This is a genomic window from Francisella halioticida, from assembly GCF_002211785.1.
Classification (GTDB): domain Bacteria; phylum Pseudomonadota; class Gammaproteobacteria; order Francisellales; family Francisellaceae; genus Francisella; species Francisella halioticida.
Map to the genome: position 1 here is coordinate 571,562 of NZ_CP022132.1, position 19,359 is coordinate 590,920.

The window sequence follows — 19,359 nt, forward strand, 5'->3', positions numbered from 1 at the left end:
TCAAATGGGAAAAATAATAGGAATAGATTTAGGTACTACTAACTCTTGTCTTGCTATCATGGATGGCAAAAGTGCTAAAGTTATTGAAAATGCTGAAGGGCATAGAACTACTCCTTCGGTTGTTGCATATACTGATGGTGGAGAAATATTGGTAGGTCAAGCGGCTAAAAGACAAGCTGTAACAAATCCAGATGATACTTTTTTTGCTATTAAAAGGCTTATCGGACGTAAGTATGATGATAAAGCAGTACAAAATGATATTAAAAAGAAAGTTCCTTATTCTGTAGCTAAAGCAGATAATGGGGATGCTTGGGTTGCAACTAAAGAAGGTAAGAAAATGGCGCCTCCTCAAGTTTCAGCTGAAATCTTAAGAAAAATGAAAAAAACAGCAGAAGAATTTCTAGGAGAAGCTGTAACTGAGGCTGTAATTACAGTACCTGCTTATTTTAATGATAGTCAAAGACAAGCTACAAAAGATGCTGGCAAAATTGCAGGTCTTGATGTTAAAAGAATAATCAATGAACCTACAGCTGCTGCATTAGCATATGGTGTTGACTCTAAAAAAGGTGAACAAACAGTAGCAGTGTATGACTTAGGTGGTGGTACTTTTGATATCTCTATCATTGAGATAGCAGATGTAGATGGAGATAATCAAATCGAAGTGCTTTCTACAAATGGAGATACTTTCCTTGGTGGTGAGGATTTTGACTTAGTGTTGATGGATTATTTAATTGATGAGTTCAAGAAAGAGCAAGGAATAGATCTTCATAATGATAAGTTAGCTCTACAAAGAGTTAGAGAAGCAGCAGAAAAAGCTAAAGTAGAATTATCATCTGCTAGTCAAACTGATGTGAACTTGCCATATGTTACGGCTGATGCTACAGGACCTAAACATTTAAATATTAAAATAACTAGAGCTAAGTTTGAGTCATTAGTTGGTGATTTAGTAGCTAGATCTTTAGAGCCTTGTAAAAAAGCACTTGAAGATGCTGGATTAGGCAAGTCTGATATTACAGAAGTACTACTAGTAGGTGGACAAACTCGTATGCCTCTAGTACAAGAAAAAGTAAAAGAATTTTTTGGTAAAGAGCCCCGTAAAGATGTTAACCCGGATGAAGCTGTGGCAGTTGGTGCAGCTATTCAAGGTGGTGTATTAGCTGGTGATGTTAAAGACGTTCTTTTATTAGATGTAACTCCTTTATCTGTTGGTATTGAAACTATGGGTGGAGTTATGACTAAACTTATTGAAAGAAATACAACTATCCCTACTAAGAAGTCACAGGTATTCTCTACAGCAGAGGACAATCAATCTGCAGTAACTATACATGTGCTTCAAGGTGAGCGTGAAATGGCTTCTGTAAATAAATCTTTAGGTAGATTTGATTTGGCAGATATTCCACCAGCTCCACGTGGTATGCCTCAAATTGAAGTAACTTTTGATGTAGATGCTAATGGTATTATGAATGTATCTGCAAAAGATAAAGCTACTGGTAAAGAACAAAATATAGTTATCAAATCTTGTGGTGGTATTTCTGAAGAAGAAATAGAAAAAATGGTACAAGATGCAGAGGCGAATGCTGAGTCTGATAAGAAGTTCCAAGAGCTAGTAACTGTTAGAAATACCGCTGATAATTTGATCCATAGTTCAAGAAAAGCTATCTCTGAACTAGGAGATAAAGTTTCAGGAGAAGAAAAAGAAAAAGTAGAAGCAGCTTGTAAGGACTTAGAATCAATAGTGAAAAGTGATGATAAGGATGCAATTGAAGCTAAAACAAAAGCTTTAGAAGAAGCTTTTGCTCCTATAGCTCAAAAAGCTTATGCTGAACAAGCTCAAGCTGCTGGAGGTGCTCAAGATGGTGCTCAGACTGAAGAAGCTAAGAAAGATGACGATGTTGTTGATGCAGATTTTGAAGATGTTGAATACGATAAAAAATAATTAATTCTTATGTAATCAATAAAGTGTGGTTTATCCACACTTATCTTTTTGTTATAATTATACGTTCCAAAATTTTAGGTTAATTAAAATGCAACAGAAATGTTACTATGAAACTTTAAATATATCGAAAACAGCCTCAGGTGTTGAAATTAAAAGAGCTTATAGAAAGCTTGCAATGAAATATCATCCAGATCGTAATCCAGATGATAAAGAGGCTGAAATCAAATTTAAAGAAGTCTCAGAAGCTTATGAAATATTAAGTGATGATCAAAAAAGATCAAGATATGATCAGTTTGGACATGCCAGTGTTAACCAACAAGGTGGTGCTGGTGGAGCAGGCGGTTTTGGTGGGTTTGAGGATATCTTTGATAATTTTTTCGGTGGAGGATCTTCTCGTGGAGGAGCTGGTAGATCTAGAGCTGCTAGAGGCAGTGATCTAGAATATACTTTAGAGATATCACTAGAAGAAGCTTTTTTTGGTGTAGAGAAAGAAATAACTATACCTAAGATGGCTGCTTGTGATGCTTGTGAGGGTACTGGCTCAAAATCTAAAAGCAAGACAACATGTCATGCATGTAATGGTCAAGGTACAATCAGAAGACAGCAAGGTTTTTTTGCTTTTGAGCAGACTTGTCCAGCTTGTAATGGTTCTGGATCAAATATCTCGGATCCATGTGATGCCTGTTATGGAAATGGTAAAGTTAAAAAACAGAAGGTTCTAAAAGTTAAGATACCTGAAGGTGTTGATAATGGTGATAGAATCAGACTTCATGGTGAGGGAGATTCTGGTTCAAATGGGGCGATGAGCGGAGATCTTTATGTTCAAATTTTAATCAAAGATCATAGGATTTTTGAAAGAAGAGAAATGAATCTTTACTGTGAAATGCCAATAAGCTTTACTAAAGCTTGTTTAGGTGGAGAAATCAATGTTCCAACACTAGATGGTGAAGTAACTTTAAAAGTAATAGCTGAAACCCAAACTGGTAAAGTTTTTCGTTTGAGAGAGAAGGGCATGAAATCTTTAAGAGGACATAGAAGGGGAGATCTGCTTTGTAAAGTTGTAGTAGAAACACCTATAAATCTAAATGCAGAGCAAAAAGAACTTTTAGGAAAATTTGCTGATAGCTTAGGTGAAGACTATCAAAGTAAACATTCACCAAAAAGTAAATCTTGGTTTGATAATGTAAAAGATTATGCTAAGAGCTTCTTTGAATAATTAAAACTATTAATTGATTCTTTTCAATTAATTATATAAATTCATTTATATAAACTTCTGAATTCTTTCATCAAATACAAAAATAGTGAAGTAAGGCATGGTATTATTCTAATATCTAACATGTATCGACTATTTTTAGCCATATTATCTCTATAGCCAAGAACAATTATTTGAGCACAGGGTTGTCTTTAGGAAGAAACTATCTCAATTATTTAATTGTTAATATATACATAAACTTTTACACTTAGTGAATCTAATGTTATTTACCTAGCAAAAATAATTGATATACTGGATTTGTTGAGTTTATAATACCCCATGAAATTGTAACAACAATTTTGAGAATTTAGTTCCTAAAGTAGCTAAACTATAAATGAGCAATTTAGGATAAATGTAAATGAGTAATAAGAGAAAAATATATACCGTTGAATTTAAGACTAAAGTTGTCTTGGAAGTATTGGGGAAAGATCAAACAATCACACAGTTATCAGTAAAATATAATATTACGCCCAAAAACATAAATAATTGGAAAACAGCCTTTTTAGAAAATGCTGAGTTGGCAATGGATCCATCCAAATCAGTATCACAATATAAAAAAGACAATGCAAAGCTTCAAACCAAGATAGATCAGTATTCTAAGAAGGTTGGACAACTAACAATTGAGAAGGAATTTCTTGAGGGAAAGCTCGTAAGCTTGGGATTATCTGATAGAAAAGCGATGATTGATCCTAAGCATAAATTATCTGTTGTAAAACAAAGTTTCTTATTAGAAGTTTCTAGAGCTGGTTTATATTACAAGCCTGTGGTTAACGAACATAAAGAAGAAGTAAAAGCAAAGCTTATACAGATACATGAGGAGATTCCCTGCTACGGCTATATAAAAGCTCATAAGCAATTAATAGAAGATGGGTTTAGCATCTGTGAGAACACAGTACAAAAGTATCGTAAAGAGTTAGGCATCAAAGCTATATTGGCGGTGAAAAAACCAAACTTAAACTTATCTGAACCTAACAAAGAGCATGCTATTTATAGTTACAAACTAAAAGGTTTAAGCATATTGAGACCTAATCAAGTTTGGTCTACAGATATTACATATATTAAGACTGATGCTGGCACAGTTTATATGGCAGCTATTATTGATTGGTACTCTAAGGCTGTACTAAGTTGGGAGATATCCAACACTATGGATAGTAGTTTAGTTATGAAAGTTTTAAATGAAGCTCTGTATAAATATGGAGTACCAGAAATATTTAACACTGATCAAGGTAGCCAGTACACATCTAACATTCATATCCAAACATTATTAGATAAAAAAATTACTATATCTATGGATGGTAAAGGTAGAGCAACTGATAACATTTGCATCGAAAGATTTTGGAGAAGTGCTAAATGTGAGAGATTTTATTTAAATCAATATCCTGGCATTGTTGAACTAAGAAACGATGTGGATGATTATATAGATTTTTATAATAATAGAAGATTTCATGAGTCTATCAATTATAAAAAACCTATGGAATTTTATTACGATAACTTATTGGAAAAACGGGCGGCTTAGATGGGAACTAAATAATTGAAAATATTGTTTAATTTATTGGGGTAGTATAGTTTTATTTAAATAACTTTAATAAAGGATAAAATAGTTATGAAACAAACAAAAGGATATGTTTATATTATAATGATTTTAGGAGCTCTGGGAGGGATTTTATATGGTTATGATATTGGTGTGATGAATGCAGCAGTAATTTTCATAAATAAAGAAATAGTGATGTCTCATGGTCAGGAATCTTTACTTTTAGGTTCTGTACTTGGTGGGGGAGCGTTAGCTACTTTATTTGCAGGTAAAGTGTCTGATATTATTGGAAGAAAAGTTTCTATCCTAATATCATGTGTAATTTTCATATTAAGCACATTTATCATTATGAGTTCACATGGATATGAAAGTTTGTTAATTGGTAGGCTAGTACAAGGTATAGCTGTTGGTATCGTTACCATAGTTATTCCTTTGTATATAGTTGAAGTTATACCAGAAAACCTTAGAGGTAAAGGTATCGCTTTATTTCAACTAATGCTTACTCTTGGAATAGTGGGTGCTGGTTATGTTGGGTATTTGTATACCAAATGGTTTCCGACAAATGGTCATTGGAGAGATATGTTTGGAACATCTATGGTGCCTGCTATTTTTCTCTTAATTGGCGGTGCGGTATTTTTGCCTACATCATCTAGATGGCTATTTATGAAAGGTAAAGCTGAGAAAGCAAAAGCAAATTTATATAAAATCTATAATGAGAATATAGTTGAGCACGAATATGAAAAAATAAAAAAAAGTATAGCGGTAGGCACCACATTCCAAGACTTTCTGGCTGGCTTTAAGAATAAGAAAGTAGTAGTGCTTTTTATTTCAGTGGCTTTGATTGCTATGTTGCAACAACTAACAGGGATTAATACTTTTTTACAGTATAGTTCAAGTTTGTTAGTTAAATCTGGTTTGACAGCATCAACAACAGCAGTATTTAGCTCTACAGTAATAATGTTGATCAACTTTGTAGTTACTATTATTGCTTTGTGCTTAATTGATTATGCAGGAAGAAGGCCATTAGTTTTATTTGGAACCTTTATAGTATTTCTGGCTCTAATTTTAATGGCAATATGCTATTATTTTTTAGGAGCTAGTTCATTGAAAGGTTATTGTATGCTTACTCTTTTATGTCTATTTATAATAGGGTATGCTGTTGGGCCCGGTGTGTGTATTTGGGCTTTATTATCAGAACCTCTTCCAAATAAAATGAGAAGCGTAGGCATGTCTATTGCCCTTTTCTTAAATTCAGGAATGTCTTTTTTATATGGCTCTTTATTTCTACCTTTATCAGCGCATATAGGTTTTGCAGGGCTATTTTTAATAAGTGCAATATCTGTATTGATATATCATATTCTTATTAGAAAGAATATTCCAGAAACTGGTAATTTATCTCTTGAAGAGATTGAAGATAATTTATATAAAGCATAGGAGGAAGGTTAGATGTTTATAGATGATATAGATGTAGCTAAATTTAAAAAAGATGGTGTAGTAATAAAACGACTTTTTTCTGAGCAACAGGTAGAGCAACTTAAAAATGCAGTTTATAATTCTTTTATTCCTGAATATGTTAAAAAAGAAAAAAAAATGGCAAATATTCAATTTTTACAGCCAAGAAACAGGGTAGATACTTTGCAAGAAGTTGCTGCTAATAAAGATATACTTGATGCTTGCTCAAAACTACTAGAAGGTGGAGAACCTATTATTGGAGGGGCTTCACTTTTTTATGGAGAAAAAGGAATAGAATATGTTCAGGGTTGGCATAGAGACTTGCTACATGTTCCAGAGGATGAAATTGATAATTTTTGGTTCACAAAAGAATATAATCATAACAATGTGCAAATAAATATAGCTTTAAACCATGATGAGAATCTTTGGTTTATTAGAGGTTCGCACAATCGTCAATTTACCGAAGAAGAGAAAAAGGTTTTTGGAGATTCAAAAGTTATGGCAGATGTTGCTTATAAGGATTTACCTAATGCTGAAAAAGTAATACTCAAACCCGGAGAAGCTGCGTTTTATAACAACAATGCTTTACACAAAGGTTACGGTGGCACTTTAAAATCTGATAGGATGGTTGTTCATCTAGGTTATCACTCTAATAAATATAGTCCAACATTCAATTTTTGTGTAATAAATCATCATGAGTTTTCTACAAAATATTTAAATAGCTTATCCACGAGTGTCAGGAAATTACTAAATGATCATATTGTTGAAAAAGAGCAGCATCCTGAAGTAGAAAGGTTTTACCAATTGCATCAGCAATTTATAAATAGCACATTTGAAACAAAGGAGAAATAGCGTAATGAAGGAAGTACGGTGGGGAATTATCGGTTGTGGTAAAGTCACTGAAGTGAAAAGTGGACCAGCTTTTTATAAAGTTAAAGGCTCTAAATTAGTAGCTGTTATGAGAAGAGACATTGAGTTAGCTAAAGATTATGCTAAAAGACATAATGTGCCTAAATATTATGATAATGCTGATTATTTGATCAATGATGATGATGTTAATGCTGTTTATATAGCTACACCGCCTTCCTTTCACAAAGAATATACAATAAAAGCAGCCAAAGCTGGTAAAGCAGTATATGTCGAAAAGCCAATGGCAACGAACTATCAAGAATGTTTAGAGATGATGGCTGCTTGTAAAAAAAATAATGTGCGATTATATGTGGCGTATTATAAGAGATCATTGTCAAGGTACCAAAAAGTAAGATCATTGATACATGATGAGAAAGTAATTGGTAATCCACGCTTTGTAAACTGTGTACTTTATGATCCTTTTGAAAAAAGATATCAAGATCCAGAAAATTTACCATGGCATGTTATCAAAGAGATTTCTGGAGGAGGTCTATTTATGGACGTTGGTTGTCATACTTTAGATATTTTAGATTATCTTTTAGGTAAGATAGTTAGTATAGAACCCCAAGTGACAAATCAAATTAATAAGTATCCAGCTGAAGATAGTGTTGCTATTAGTTTTTCATTCGAAAATGGTGTTGTAGGTACAGGTATTTGGAATTTTAGTAGCTATACTAATTATGACAATATAGAAATAGTTGGAGATAAAGGTAAAATAAGTTTTTCAATGTTTGGTGATGGCCCTATAGAAATTGAGACAGAATCTCAAACACAAGCTATTTCCTTGAAACATCCAGAAAATGTTTCTATCAATATGGTTGAAGATGTTGTTAATTCAATTTTAGATAATAAAAATCATACTCCATCTTCAGCAGAAATTTCTGCAAGAACAAATAAGTTAATTGATAAGGTTTATGGTAATTAATTATTTACTTTCCTAATTTGTAATAAAATTCCTCATCTAGATTTATTATTTTTGTAAGAACTTATAACATATAATCGTAGGTGTAAAATTATTAATATCTTGATATGTTCTATTCTCTTTAGAAACTTTTAAAGTACTGAATAAGCTTAGTGGGAGAGTAAGTGTAGTTATTTGATTACAAAATTTAATAAATATAAGGAGATTTATTTCTATGAGAAAGATTTTTGCTAATTTATTGTTTGGTCTGCTTATTATTGTTAGTTGTTTCGCAAATGATTCTAATGCTAATCAAGATCAGCTATCAAATGTTATACAGAAAAGGCTACTATATGAGCAGACTGGAGATAAACACTGATCTACCCCGTCAATTTGGGACAGTTTACTACTTCATTTTCCATTATATATTCAAATTGATATGGAGTCATATAATTTATTGTAGAATGTCTCCTTTTTGTATTATAGTAAGCTTCAATATATTCAAATATTGATAGTTTAGCTTCTTCTCTAGTTTTATAGCTTTCATCATGTACTAACTCTACTTTTAAAGTTCCAAAGAAACTTTCACAAGCAGCATTATCGTAACAGCATCCTTTAGAGCTCATACTTGATAGTAGCCAGTGTTCTTTAATAATGTCTTGATATTGTTTGCTACAGTACTGTGACCCTTTATCAGAGTGTATAATCACACCACTAGGAAAATTTCTTCTAAAGAATGCCATATTTAAAGCATTACAAACTAAATCCGCTTTCATCCTAGAATCCATTGCCCAACCAATAACTGATCTTGAGAATAAATCTATAATCACACAAAGATACAGCCACCCCTCTTGTGTAGGTACATAAGTTATATCTGTAACCCACCTATGATTTACAGATAAAGCAGTGAAGTTTTGTTCTAATAAATTATCATAAACATGTTTGTTGTGGTTAGAATCTGTAGTTTTCTTATGCTTACGAGCCGCTTTAGCATGTAAACCAAGTAATTTCATACGTTTAGATACTCTAGGTTGAGTAACTTTCCAACCCATATCTTTAAGCTCTTTGTATATCCTAACACTTCCATATCTAGATTTATGTTCATTAAAATAGCATCATCTAGTTCAGCATTGCCTTTTACCTATAGGTTTATGAATCCATCTGTAATATGAAGATGTGCTCACATTCAAAGATTTACATAGTGTTGTTACTGGCATAACTTTATAATAGGACTTTTGATGTGTAGTAATCTCTTCCACCTATCAGCGGAATCTCAAATACTATATAATTTTCTAAAATCTGCCTAATTTATATAGGAATTTAACAAATTAGTTTGATGATTTGTTAGTTCTAGAACACTAATTATTTCATTTTTAGACTTTTTCAAAACTATCTTAGAGTCTGGTATTTTTTGTTTTTTACCATACTCACTATTTTCTGATTTTTTATAAGGCTGATAAGAAGCTCTTTTATTTAAAATAGTACCTGGAGCTCGTCCATATCCATGAGATTTATATACACAATGCTTTGCTGGTGAACCAATCTCTTGTAATATGGTTGATAGATTCCTTTGCACTTGATAAGGCGTGTAAATACTATTGTTTTTACGCATTTGTTTTTGCCAAGGATGTAATAAATCCGTATCCAATAAACTTGCACATGCAAGTGAATTTATGTAGGCAAGTACACTAACTTGATTCCAAATATCTAGTGTTGGAGTATCTGGAGTTTCATATTTACCTAAAAGTAAATGTTGCTTAGAAAACCTAAAGAAATGCTCAATATTAAATCTACTTGAATATCTAGAAAATATTTCAAAACTAGTCAGCTTTCCTCTATCTTTGCCAGCTAACATCAACCACATATTTTTGTAGTATACTGGATCTCCATTGTCTTTAAAAACTTGAACTTTAACAATATCAAAACAATTCTCATGCATTGGCATGTTCCTTTTTCCATGAATAATTAAATTATTCCAACGAGTCAATTTTACAGTATATACTTTTCCTCGTGTGGTAACTATTTCACATTGTTCAGAATCCGATGGAGCTGTAGTCCATGTTGATTCATCATTTAATTTAAAAGACTCACCATATTTTTTGAGCTTATTATCACTATGATCTTGAAAAGATAAATTTCTAACAGAGTTAAACCTGCTTAACAATAATGTATTATTATGTTCTGAGTAAACTCTATGAATACATTCCATTGAACTGTATTTTGAGTCACCAATCAGAACATTAATATCTCCTGAATTCTCTTGATTAGATATGTATTTATGGAATTGATCTAAGCCTACACTAATACCAGAATCAGAAGCAGTCACTCGCTGCAAATTAACAGGTACCACCCATTGCCCCATCTCCTGACCTAAGTATACTAAATAAGAGTATGAATGACCTATGCCAACTTTACCCGTACCATTAGTCAATCCATAAACAAATCTTCTTCCATCCATGCTTTTTGAGTTAGGCTTTAAGATTGATGTTTCATCTAGAGCATAAAATGTATGTTGGATGAATTGTTTAATTTTATTTCATTAATCAATTTTGTTCCCACTTTACCCAATATCGATGATAGTGATTCTATCTTTAGTATCTGAGATATGCTGCTATATTGTCGAGTAAAAAATGGGGATAAAGATAGCTCAATATAATACCCCATGAAATTGTAACAACAATTTTGAGAATTTAGTTCCTAAAGTAGCTAAACTATAAATGAGCAATTTAGGATAAATGTAAATGAGTAATAAGAGAAAAATATATACCGTTGAATTTAAGACTAAAGTTGTCTTGGAAGTATTGGGGAAAGATCAAACAATCACACAGTTATCAGTAAAATATAATATTACGCCCAAAAACATAAATAATTGGAAAACAGCCTTTTTAGAAAATGCTGAGTTGGTAATGGATCCATCCAAATCAGTATCACAATATAAAAAAGACAATGCAAAGCTTCAAACCAAGATAGATCAGTATTCTAAGAAGGTTGGACAACTAACAATTGAGAAGGAATTTCTTGAGGTAAAGCTCGTAAGCTTGGGATTATCTGATAGAAAAGCGATGATTGATCCTAAGCATAAATTATCTGTTGTAAAACAAAGTTGCTTATTAGAAGTTTCTAGAGCTGGTTTATATTACAAGCCTGTGGTTAACGAACATAAAGAAGAAGTAAAAGCAAAGCTTATACAGATACATGAGGAGATTCCCTGCTACGGCTATATAAAAGCTCATAAGCAATTAATAGAAGATGAGTTTAGCATCTGTGAGAACACAGTACAAAAGTATCGTAAAGAGTTAGGCATCAAAGCTATATTAGCGGTGAAAAAACCAAACTTAAACTTATCTGAACCTAACAAAGAGCATGCTATTTATAGTTACAAACTAAAAGGTTTAAGCATATTGAGACCTAATCAAGTTTGGTCTACAGATATTACATATATTAAGACTGATGCTGGCACAGTTTATATGGCAGCTATTATTGATTGGTACTCTAAGGCTGTACTAAGTTGGGAGATATCCAACACTATGGATAGTAGTTTAGTTATGAAAGTTTTAAATGAAGCTCTGTATAAATATGGAGTACCAGAAATATTTAACACTGATCAAGGTAGCCAGTACACATCTAACATTCATATCCAAACATTATTAGATAAAAAAATTACTATATCTATGGATGGTAAAGGTAGAGCAACTGATAACATTTGCATCGAAAGATTTTGGAGAAGTGCTAAATGTGAGAGATTTTATTTAAATCAATATCCTGGCATTGTTGAACTAAGAAACGATGTGGATGATTATATAGATTTTTATAATAATAGAAGATTTCATGAGTCTATCAATTATAAAAAACCTATGGAATTTTATTACGATAACTTATTGGAAAAACGGGCGGCTTAGATGGGAACTAAATAATTGAAAATATTGTTTAATTTATTGGGGTAGTATACAACAGCAGTTTTAGCATTTGATGATGATAAAGCATCTATTAATTCAAATGTGGTATCAGCATAAGTTTCAAAGCTATCATATAACTCTTCTCTAAATGAATTTGTATAGGCAAGATTACCAAAAGGAAAGGACATATAATGATCTATTTCAAAATTATTTACATGGAGATTATTATAATTTATTCAATGCCCAGACATCAAAAGTCCCATTATAATGCTCCTTAATAAAGGCGTACCTTACAGATTTTGCTTTGCAAAGTACGCTGCTGACTTTTTTAGTATTTCACGCTCTGTTTCTGCCTGTTTGAGTTTTTTCTTCAAATCAGTATTTTCAAAAGATAGTTGCTGGTACTGCGTTTTATAATCTATCTTTATTTCTTTCTGAGGGTTTGACATGGCTTTGGATATCCAACTGCAAATGGTTTTATATTTAACCCCTAAATTATCTGCTATTTCTCGTCTATTTGCATCTGGTTGTAAACATAATTTAACAGCTTCATCTTTAAACTCTTTTGTATATCTCATCTTGTCTCCTTTTCTTAACACCTAAGTGTCCCAAATAGGAGGGTATGATCACTCATTTATAGTTTAGCTATTTTAGGAACTAAATTCTCAAAATTGTTGTTAAAATTTCATGGGGTATTATAAAAAAATGTTTAGGAATTTCCATAACAGTATTTGTGCCTAGTATTCTACCGAAAGGTAGCAATAATAAACATCCAGCAAAAATCATAATTAGCATTGCTGTTTTAATTTTTCTACAAGTTAAAATGATCAGTAAAAATAAACAAAGTATAAAGATTCCTGTTTGGACAGAAATAGGAGCAATTTCTAGTAGAGAAGATTGTGATTTTTCAATAAACCTTGCATTAAAAAAACCAACTAATGCAATAAAAACACCAATACCTGCTCCAATACCATTTTTCACTCCCATTGGAATTGCATCTAAAATTTTTGCTCGAATATTAAATATGACTAGCAATACAAAAATCACTCCCGACCAAAAAACTGTACCTAAAGCAGTTTGCCAAGGGATATGCCAAATATCAACGATAGTATAAGCAAAAAAGACATTCATCCCCATTGCTGGGGCAACAGCATATGGGTTTTTTGCGTATAATCCCATTGCTATTGAAGATAAGCAACAGTACTTGTCACTATCGCATTGGCAGACATGCCAGTTTGACTTAATATTTTTGTATTAACAATGATAATGTAGATCATTGTTAAAAAAGTTGATAAGCCTGCAATTAATTCTGTTTTGATTGATGTAAATTCATTACCAAAGAGTTTTTTCATGGAAGATATATTCCATTTAACGTGGTTGATAGTAGAGGTAAGCTAATGCTTAGATTATATTATTCATTAAAGTTTGGCGTAAGAGCCAGATTTCTCTTGTGATGGCTACGATTGTGCCAAAAGCTTATTCTTTCTAGAGCTTTTTCAGATACTTTTTTATCATCTAAGAAATCATCAATTTCAGCATATGTGGCGCCCATTTCATCTTCATCAGTTTGACCTTGCCATAACCCAGCTGAAGGAGCTTTATTTAAAATATTTTGCGGAACTTCTAAATATTTACCTAGCTCAAAAACTTGAGACTTTTTAAGATTAACCAGAGGAAGAATATCAGCAGCGCCATCACCAAATTTTGTGAAATATCCCATATACCATTCACAAGCATTATCTGTACCTATTACAATTCGATTATTTTGTTGAGCATAAGTATATAGATACATCATTCTAAAACGTGCTTGGGCATTACCTTTTATTACATGTTGGCGATTATTATCAGAGTTTGTAAAAGCCTGAGTAGACTCTAAAAATGTCTCATATACTGGTTGAATAGGAACTATATGATGAGGAATGTTTAACTTATTAATAAGTTCTATTGCATCATGCATATCTTGATCTTGATTATTTTTTGAAGGCATTATTAGAGCTGTTACTGGAAGGTTTGTTTTGGTAGCTAATGAGGCAGCTACAGCTGAATCTATTCCTCCACTAATACCAATTACAAAGCCTTCAGCAGGATAACTTGCACAACTTTCTTTTAACCAGTTTACGATTTTATTTGAATAATCATCGACTATAAAATTTCTAACAATACTCATTTTAATTCCTTTATTTATTTAACTAAATTTAATCTATCAGAGTTAATTTTTTTTCTACCTACTTTAGATTGGGGATTATTATTTAATTCAACACAATCACCAGTAAAGCCAATATTTATTTTTAATAAAGAACTTCCTATACCATATATATCAACAGGTGTGTTCTCAGCATTATTTTTTTTTATTTTATTATAATCGAAGTTTCCTGATGCAATAATTTTTACGTGCTGAAAGCCTTCTACATCGAGAGATTTTCGTAGGGCTTTTATAAGTTCAGAATTTATTCCTTTATAGCAGGAATCTTTCATTTGACTTTGATTTCTTAAAAAGTATTTATCAATCATATTTGGAGAAGTATCTACTCGAACTGCCAAAAGCTTATTAGTAAATTTCCTAGCTACTTTTAGAGAATCTGTAATAACATCATTATTATAATCAACTAAAGCAATAAGAGGCTCTTCAGGAAATGTATCTATATATGCTTGACAGGTATTTATTAGATTACCATTGAAACTTTGTATTAAAGCATGAGGCATTGTTCCTATACCAAGCTGACCAGTCCATGCTCCCATAGCATTAGTTGCAACTTCAGTAATTCCTCCTATGTTTGCAGCATATCCATCACCAGGTTGGGTTAAATAGATATCTTCACGATCTCCCATAAATATTATTTTTTGGTTCTGCTTAAGTAGTTTTGTATACTTATATGCATTTGTAGCCAAGCTTGTTCTTCTGGCTAAAATACCATCAATTATTCCTTCAAGAAAGCCAAAGTTTTTATAGTTTCCTTTTATAGTTAGGACTGATTCAAAAGCAGAAATTTCATCACCATCATTAAGAGCTTTTACTTCTAAACTTTGGTAATTTAAGGCAAATTTTTTAATTAATGCTAAAGATTCATCAACACCACAAAGTATAATTTGGTTGTGACATTGAAAAAATTGTATTAAAACAATATCAGAAGAATCTTCCAGTATCTTTTGAGCTTTTATAAAGTATTTTGCTGAATAAAATCCAGTTGATATATTATTATCCAACTGAAATGTTTTATCCGTAAGCCTAGATAATTTACCGGCTTTTTTAAGTATAAATTCACAATCAATCATTATAAATTATAATTAATTTTATATTATCGAACTATTATATCACTAATTTAAATATAACTTTTTATTTAGAGAAAGCGGGGTTGTTCATATGAGGATTATCATAGTTATCAACATTATATCCAGCACCTAAAGATTGATATAAGTTTGAAATACTAATTAAAGATTTTAATTTAGCTTGATTAGCCTGCATTTGTTGGTTAAGAACATTTAGGTAAATTCCAAGATATTGTGCTTTACTAATTGCACCTAGCTGATATTTTTTCTTAAGGATTCGTTCTTGCATCTTAGTTGATTCTAGTGACACCATTAGTTTATTATAATTTTTCTTATCAGCAGTTCTTTGTGATAAATCATTATCAGTATCTTCAAATGCTTTTTGTAGAGTATTAATATAATCGTAGTATGCTTGGTAGAATTGAGATTTGGCCTTATCACTATCAGCTAAAATACTTAGATTAAAGATTGGCACTGCTGCAACAGCTTCAGCGGCCCATGCCCAAGCATTAAAAGTAGCAAGTTGTCCTAAAGCTAATGTTGCATTACCAAATGTACCAGTTAAATCAATGCTTGGGAAGAATTGAGACCTTGCTAGACCAATATTACCATTAGCTATTTTTAACTTATATTCTGCAATAGCGATATCTGGACGATTTTCTAATACTTGTGATGGCAAATTAACAGGGTTCTTAATATTAGCATTTATTTGATCAAGTGTTCTTGTTGTATTAATTTGTCCAGGATTTCTACCTGTTAAAAGTTTGAGAGTATTATTAAAATGAGTAATATCATTTTTTATCGTAGCAGCTTTTCCTTTTTGAGCTTCTAATTGTTGTTTAATTATCTCAGGGATTAAAGGAGAGCTTGCTCCTAGCTGATGTTGGCGTTTAGCATAGTAATATAGAGTTTGCATCCTATGAATAAGTTGATTTTGCAGTTTTAACTGCTCCTTAGCAGTTATTAGAGAAAAGTATGCTCCTGTAACTTGGGTAATGATAGTTAAACGAGTTGCATTAACAGCTGTTCTTTGGGATTTTTCACTAAATCTAGATATTTTACCTAATTGAAACTCTCTAACAATATTAATTGTATAACTTGGAATTACTCCAGCAAGAGAACCGCCAAATAGATTTGAACTTGGTGGATTAACATTTGGAACACTTACACTAGAGTTAGTATCAAATGTTTGGGCAATAAAGCCTCCACCACCGACACTTGCTGTAGGTAACCAACCGTAGTCAGCTTTATTAACTTCAGCTTGAGCTTGTAAAACATTACCAATGGCAACTTGAATCTTATTATTATCCCTTAATGCTGTAGTTACAAGGTTGTTTAATGTTGGATCATCAAAGCCTCGCCACCAAGCAATTTTTGTCAAGTCCCAGTTTTTGCTAACTTCTCCAGCAGCTTTGCTTTGGCTATTCCAAAGAGCAGGAGTTTTTATTTTAGGTTTTTCATATTTTGGATTGAAAAAGCTACAGCTAGAGGTTAATAGTACACTAGCAATTAGAGCTATACGAAATATATTTTTTTTAATCATATTTGTTTGCCACCTATAATGTATCTATTTTAACGGTTGCACTTGCACCAACTCTAAGGGGATATTTATGATTATCTTTTAAAACTATTTTTATAGGGAATCGTTGTGTAACTTTTACCCAGTTACCAGTAGCATTTTCTGGAGGAAGTAAGGAAAATACTGACCCTGTTGCATAACTTAGGCTATTTACTTCTCCTGTGTAAGTATGGTTGTACATATCAAGCTCTATCTTAACTTTTTGACCAGGTTTGATTCTATCAAGCGCTGTTTCTTTAAAGTTAGCATCTATCCACCATTTCTTATTATCAATAAAGCCAAATAATGGTATACCAGCTCCAATTAACTGTCCTTTATAAGTTTTTAAATTAGAAACATAACCATCAGATGGTGCTATAAGGGTAGTATATCCAAGATTTAGGATTGCGTTATCATAACTTAATTTAGCAGATCCAACTTGAGCTTTAGTTATTTCAACTTGGATTAAAGCTTGCTTTAAAGATGATGAAGCTTGATCCTTTGCTTTTTCAGCCTGTATTTTTTGATTTATATATTTTTGAGCATCCTGTAAAGATCCGGCATCATTTTTATATAGTTTGATATATCTATCAGCCATTTCTATAGCAGTTTCTAGAGATGATTTAGTCTTTGTTAAGTCAGATTTTGCAGCATTTACTTGTTCTTGAGCTACAAATAGATTACCTTTTGCTTGTATGACCTTTGAATTGGCTTCAGAAACTTGAAGTTGGTAATTTTTAGGGTCTATCTGAATTAGCTTATCTCCTTTATGAACATATTGATTATTTTTTACATATACGTTTTCAACGTATCCACCAACTTTTGCTGATATATTAATAACCTTTGCATTCACATAAGCATCATCGGTACTAGGAAATACTTTACTATACGTGTAATAACCATAAATACTTAAACCTGTTGCAAGAATTATACCTAAACCAATAGCTATTTTTTTAGGTGATAATTTTGAGCCTTTTTTACTTTCTGAAGTTTCAGGTTGTTCTTTATTATCTGACATTTTAAATCCTATTTATTTTATAAAATAATTTAATGCATCATTGTAGCTGAAGCATCTTTTTGAGGCTCTTTTAACAGAAATGGTACAACAGCCAAAATTAAGCTTAGTACTCCCACTACATAAAATGATCCAATATAACTTAATAAGCTACCTTGATGTATAACTTGTTTTTGAGCAACTGCAATAGCAGTTATCTCTGAACCTGGTAAACTATGAGCCCATGTTTGGAAGTTTTGGTTTAGATAAGAGATGTTTTGTCCTAATTCTTGAAATGAGATTTGTTGATTTCTAGAAAGAAACGTTGCAATAAAAGCTGTTCCTACTGAGCTGCCAAAGTTTCTGAAAAAGTTGAATGATCCTGACATATCTCCCATGTCTTCATCGGCAACACCTATAACTAATACGCTCATAAATGGAATAAAAAACATCATCATTCCTAAACCTTGAATAGCTGTTGTTAGTATAATAGCAAACTCATTAACCGAAGCTGCAAAATTGGCTTGCATTATACATGAAATACCAAAAATGGCTATCCCTAAGCTAATAGTTTTTCTTACTCCTAATTTTTTTACTAAGAATGCTTGTGTTAAAGCTGCACCAAAAACAGCAGCTATACCTCTTGGTACGGTAATATATCCAGCTAAATCAACAGGATAACCATACACTTGCTGTAGCATTGTTGGTAAGTATGCCATAGCTGCAGAAAATAAAAGTACAAATGTAAAGCATAGAAAGCAGGCTATAATAAAATTAGCATTATTGAAAATTTTGAATTTTACTACGGATGAGTATATTAAACCTCGCCATATAAAAAAGCCAATTGAGACTAAAGAAATAGCAAAGATAATAATCATTTTAATTGAACTAAACCAGCCGTTAGTATTACCGTTATCTATGAAAAATTCTAAGCATCCTACTCCTATAGCTAAAAAACCAAAACTAATATAGTCAATTTTAATTTTTTTAATTTTTTTAATTTTAGTTGCTTCCATCATGAAGAATATAATTATAAAAGCAATTACGCACAATGGTACATTTACATAAAATATCCATTCCCAAGACATGTTCTGACATATAGCACCACCAAGAACCGGACCTATTATTGGTCCCATAACTATAACCATACTATATACAGTCATCATTTTATTATATTCTTCTTTTTTAAAGTTTGTGGAGATATAAGTTTGTGCAGCAGATGGTAAAAAAGCCCCTCCTATCCCTTGAAAAGCCCTAAATATAACCATTTCTGTTAGAGATGTGGATAGACCACACATTATTGAAGATATACCAAATATTACGGACGATGCCAATGCAACTCTTTTTATACCATATTTTTCGATCACCAAACCAGATAATAATATAAAAATTGCTGCCATAACTACGTACATAGTAGTTATATCGGCTATTGTTTGGACGTTTGCTCCAATTGCTCCCATAATCTGTGGAATTGCAACAGCTACAATAGTCAAATCAATAATTTCAGCTAAGGCAAGCAGACTTATTGCTAAGGCTACAATAGTTCTTTTTTGACTCCAGAATCCTGTTGTATTAGTTGTATTTGTCTGCATAGCTTTGAAGGAGTTATCTATTTTTTTTACGAAAACATAATGCTCACTACTTATTAAGTAGGGAGAATAAA

General features: G+C 32.0%; 18 protein-coding genes. 8 read left to right on the forward strand and 10 right to left on the reverse strand.

The window, feature by feature from the left end:
- The first annotated feature begins 4 nt into the window (after window positions 1-4).
- From dnaK to CDV26_RS11925, 7 genes are all read left to right on the forward strand, one after another.
- Window positions 5-1,936: a molecular chaperone DnaK gene (gene dnaK, locus CDV26_RS03145; protein WP_088772058.1), complete on the forward strand. Its 1,932-nt coding sequence runs from the start codon at window positions 5-7 to the stop codon at window positions 1,934-1,936.
- Window positions 1,937-2,024: 88 nt separating this feature from the next.
- On the forward strand, window positions 2,025-3,152 hold the full coding sequence (gene dnaJ / locus CDV26_RS03150) for a molecular chaperone DnaJ (RefSeq protein WP_088772059.1): 1,128 nt from the start codon (window positions 2,025-2,027) through the stop codon (window positions 3,150-3,152).
- A gap of 394 nt (window positions 3,153-3,546) precedes the next feature.
- On the forward strand, window positions 3,547-4,704 hold the full coding sequence (locus tag CDV26_RS03155; RefSeq protein ID WP_088772060.1) for an IS3 family transposase: 1,158 nt from the start codon (window positions 3,547-3,549) through the stop codon (window positions 4,702-4,704).
- An 87-nt stretch (window positions 4,705-4,791) separates the two neighbouring features.
- Entirely contained in the window at window positions 4,792-6,153 is a 1,362-nt protein-coding gene (locus CDV26_RS03160) for a sugar porter family MFS transporter (RefSeq protein WP_088772061.1), read from the forward strand.
- Between the two features lie 12 nt (window positions 6,154-6,165).
- Window positions 6,166-7,023 carry a phytanoyl-CoA dioxygenase family protein gene (locus CDV26_RS03165; protein ID WP_088772062.1) on the forward strand — a complete coding sequence of 286 codons (858 nt, stop codon included), beginning with the start codon at window positions 6,166-6,168 and terminating at the stop codon, window positions 7,021-7,023.
- A gap of 4 nt (window positions 7,024-7,027) precedes the next feature.
- Entirely contained in the window at window positions 7,028-8,005 is a 978-nt protein-coding gene (locus tag CDV26_RS03170; RefSeq protein WP_088772063.1) for a Gfo/Idh/MocA family protein, read from the forward strand.
- 211 nt (window positions 8,006-8,216) lie between these two features.
- Window positions 8,217-8,360, forward strand: a complete 144-nt coding sequence (locus tag CDV26_RS11925; protein ID WP_157671412.1) for a hypothetical protein — start codon at window positions 8,217-8,219, stop codon at window positions 8,358-8,360.
- A gap of 1 nt (window position 8,361) precedes the next feature.
- Here CDV26_RS11925 and CDV26_RS03175 read toward each other — a convergent pair whose 3' ends face one another.
- Window positions 8,362-9,033 carry an IS3 family transposase gene (locus CDV26_RS03175; protein ID WP_088772064.1) on the reverse strand — a complete coding sequence of 224 codons (672 nt, stop codon included), beginning with the start codon at window positions 9,031-9,033 and terminating at the stop codon, window positions 8,362-8,364.
- A gap of 251 nt (window positions 9,034-9,284) precedes the next feature.
- A complete protein-coding gene (locus CDV26_RS03180) occupies window positions 9,285-10,439 on the reverse strand; it encodes a hypothetical protein (RefSeq protein WP_088772065.1) in 1,155 nt (384 codons plus the stop codon).
- A 283-nt stretch (window positions 10,440-10,722) separates the two neighbouring features.
- Between CDV26_RS03180 and CDV26_RS03185 the strand changes: the two genes are divergently transcribed.
- Complete coding sequence (locus tag CDV26_RS03185; protein WP_088772066.1) at window positions 10,723-11,880, forward strand: IS3 family transposase; 1,158 nt, start codon at window positions 10,723-10,725, stop codon at window positions 11,878-11,880.
- On the opposite strand, the gene CDV26_RS03190 is transcribed toward CDV26_RS03185, so the two are convergent.
- From CDV26_RS03190 to CDV26_RS03225, 8 genes are all read right to left on the reverse strand, one after another.
- Window positions 11,877-12,065 (reverse strand): hypothetical protein, encoded by a 189-nt coding sequence (locus CDV26_RS03190; RefSeq protein ID WP_088772067.1) that lies wholly within the window; start codon window positions 12,063-12,065, stop codon window positions 11,877-11,879. The genes CDV26_RS03185 and CDV26_RS03190 overlap by 4 nt on opposite strands.
- Window positions 12,066-12,167: 102 nt before the next feature.
- Window positions 12,168-12,476, reverse strand: a complete 309-nt coding sequence (locus CDV26_RS03195) for a transposase (RefSeq protein ID WP_157671249.1) — start codon at window positions 12,474-12,476, stop codon at window positions 12,168-12,170.
- Window positions 12,477-12,534: 58 nt separating this feature from the next.
- On the reverse strand, window positions 12,535-13,056 hold the full coding sequence (locus tag CDV26_RS03200; RefSeq protein ID WP_088772068.1) for a solute carrier family 23 protein: 522 nt from the start codon (window positions 13,054-13,056) through the stop codon (window positions 12,535-12,537).
- A gap of 232 nt (window positions 13,057-13,288) precedes the next feature.
- Entirely contained in the window at window positions 13,289-14,044 is a 756-nt protein-coding gene (gene nadE, locus CDV26_RS03205; protein WP_088772069.1) for an NAD(+) synthase, read from the reverse strand.
- A 14-nt stretch (window positions 14,045-14,058) separates the two neighbouring features.
- Window positions 14,059-15,150: a nicotinate phosphoribosyltransferase gene (locus CDV26_RS03210; protein ID WP_088772070.1), complete on the reverse strand. Its 1,092-nt coding sequence runs from the start codon at window positions 15,148-15,150 to the stop codon at window positions 14,059-14,061.
- A gap of 61 nt (window positions 15,151-15,211) precedes the next feature.
- A complete protein-coding gene (locus CDV26_RS03215; RefSeq protein WP_088772071.1) occupies window positions 15,212-16,687 on the reverse strand; it encodes a TolC family protein in 1,476 nt (491 codons plus the stop codon).
- A gap of 13 nt (window positions 16,688-16,700) precedes the next feature.
- On the reverse strand, window positions 16,701-17,720 hold the full coding sequence (locus tag CDV26_RS03220) for an HlyD family secretion protein (RefSeq protein WP_088772072.1): 1,020 nt from the start codon (window positions 17,718-17,720) through the stop codon (window positions 16,701-16,703).
- Between the two features lie 29 nt (window positions 17,721-17,749).
- Window positions 17,750-19,288: an MDR family MFS transporter gene (locus CDV26_RS03225; RefSeq protein ID WP_088772073.1), complete on the reverse strand. Its 1,539-nt coding sequence runs from the start codon at window positions 19,286-19,288 to the stop codon at window positions 17,750-17,752.
- Window positions 19,289-19,359 lie beyond the last annotated feature (71 nt).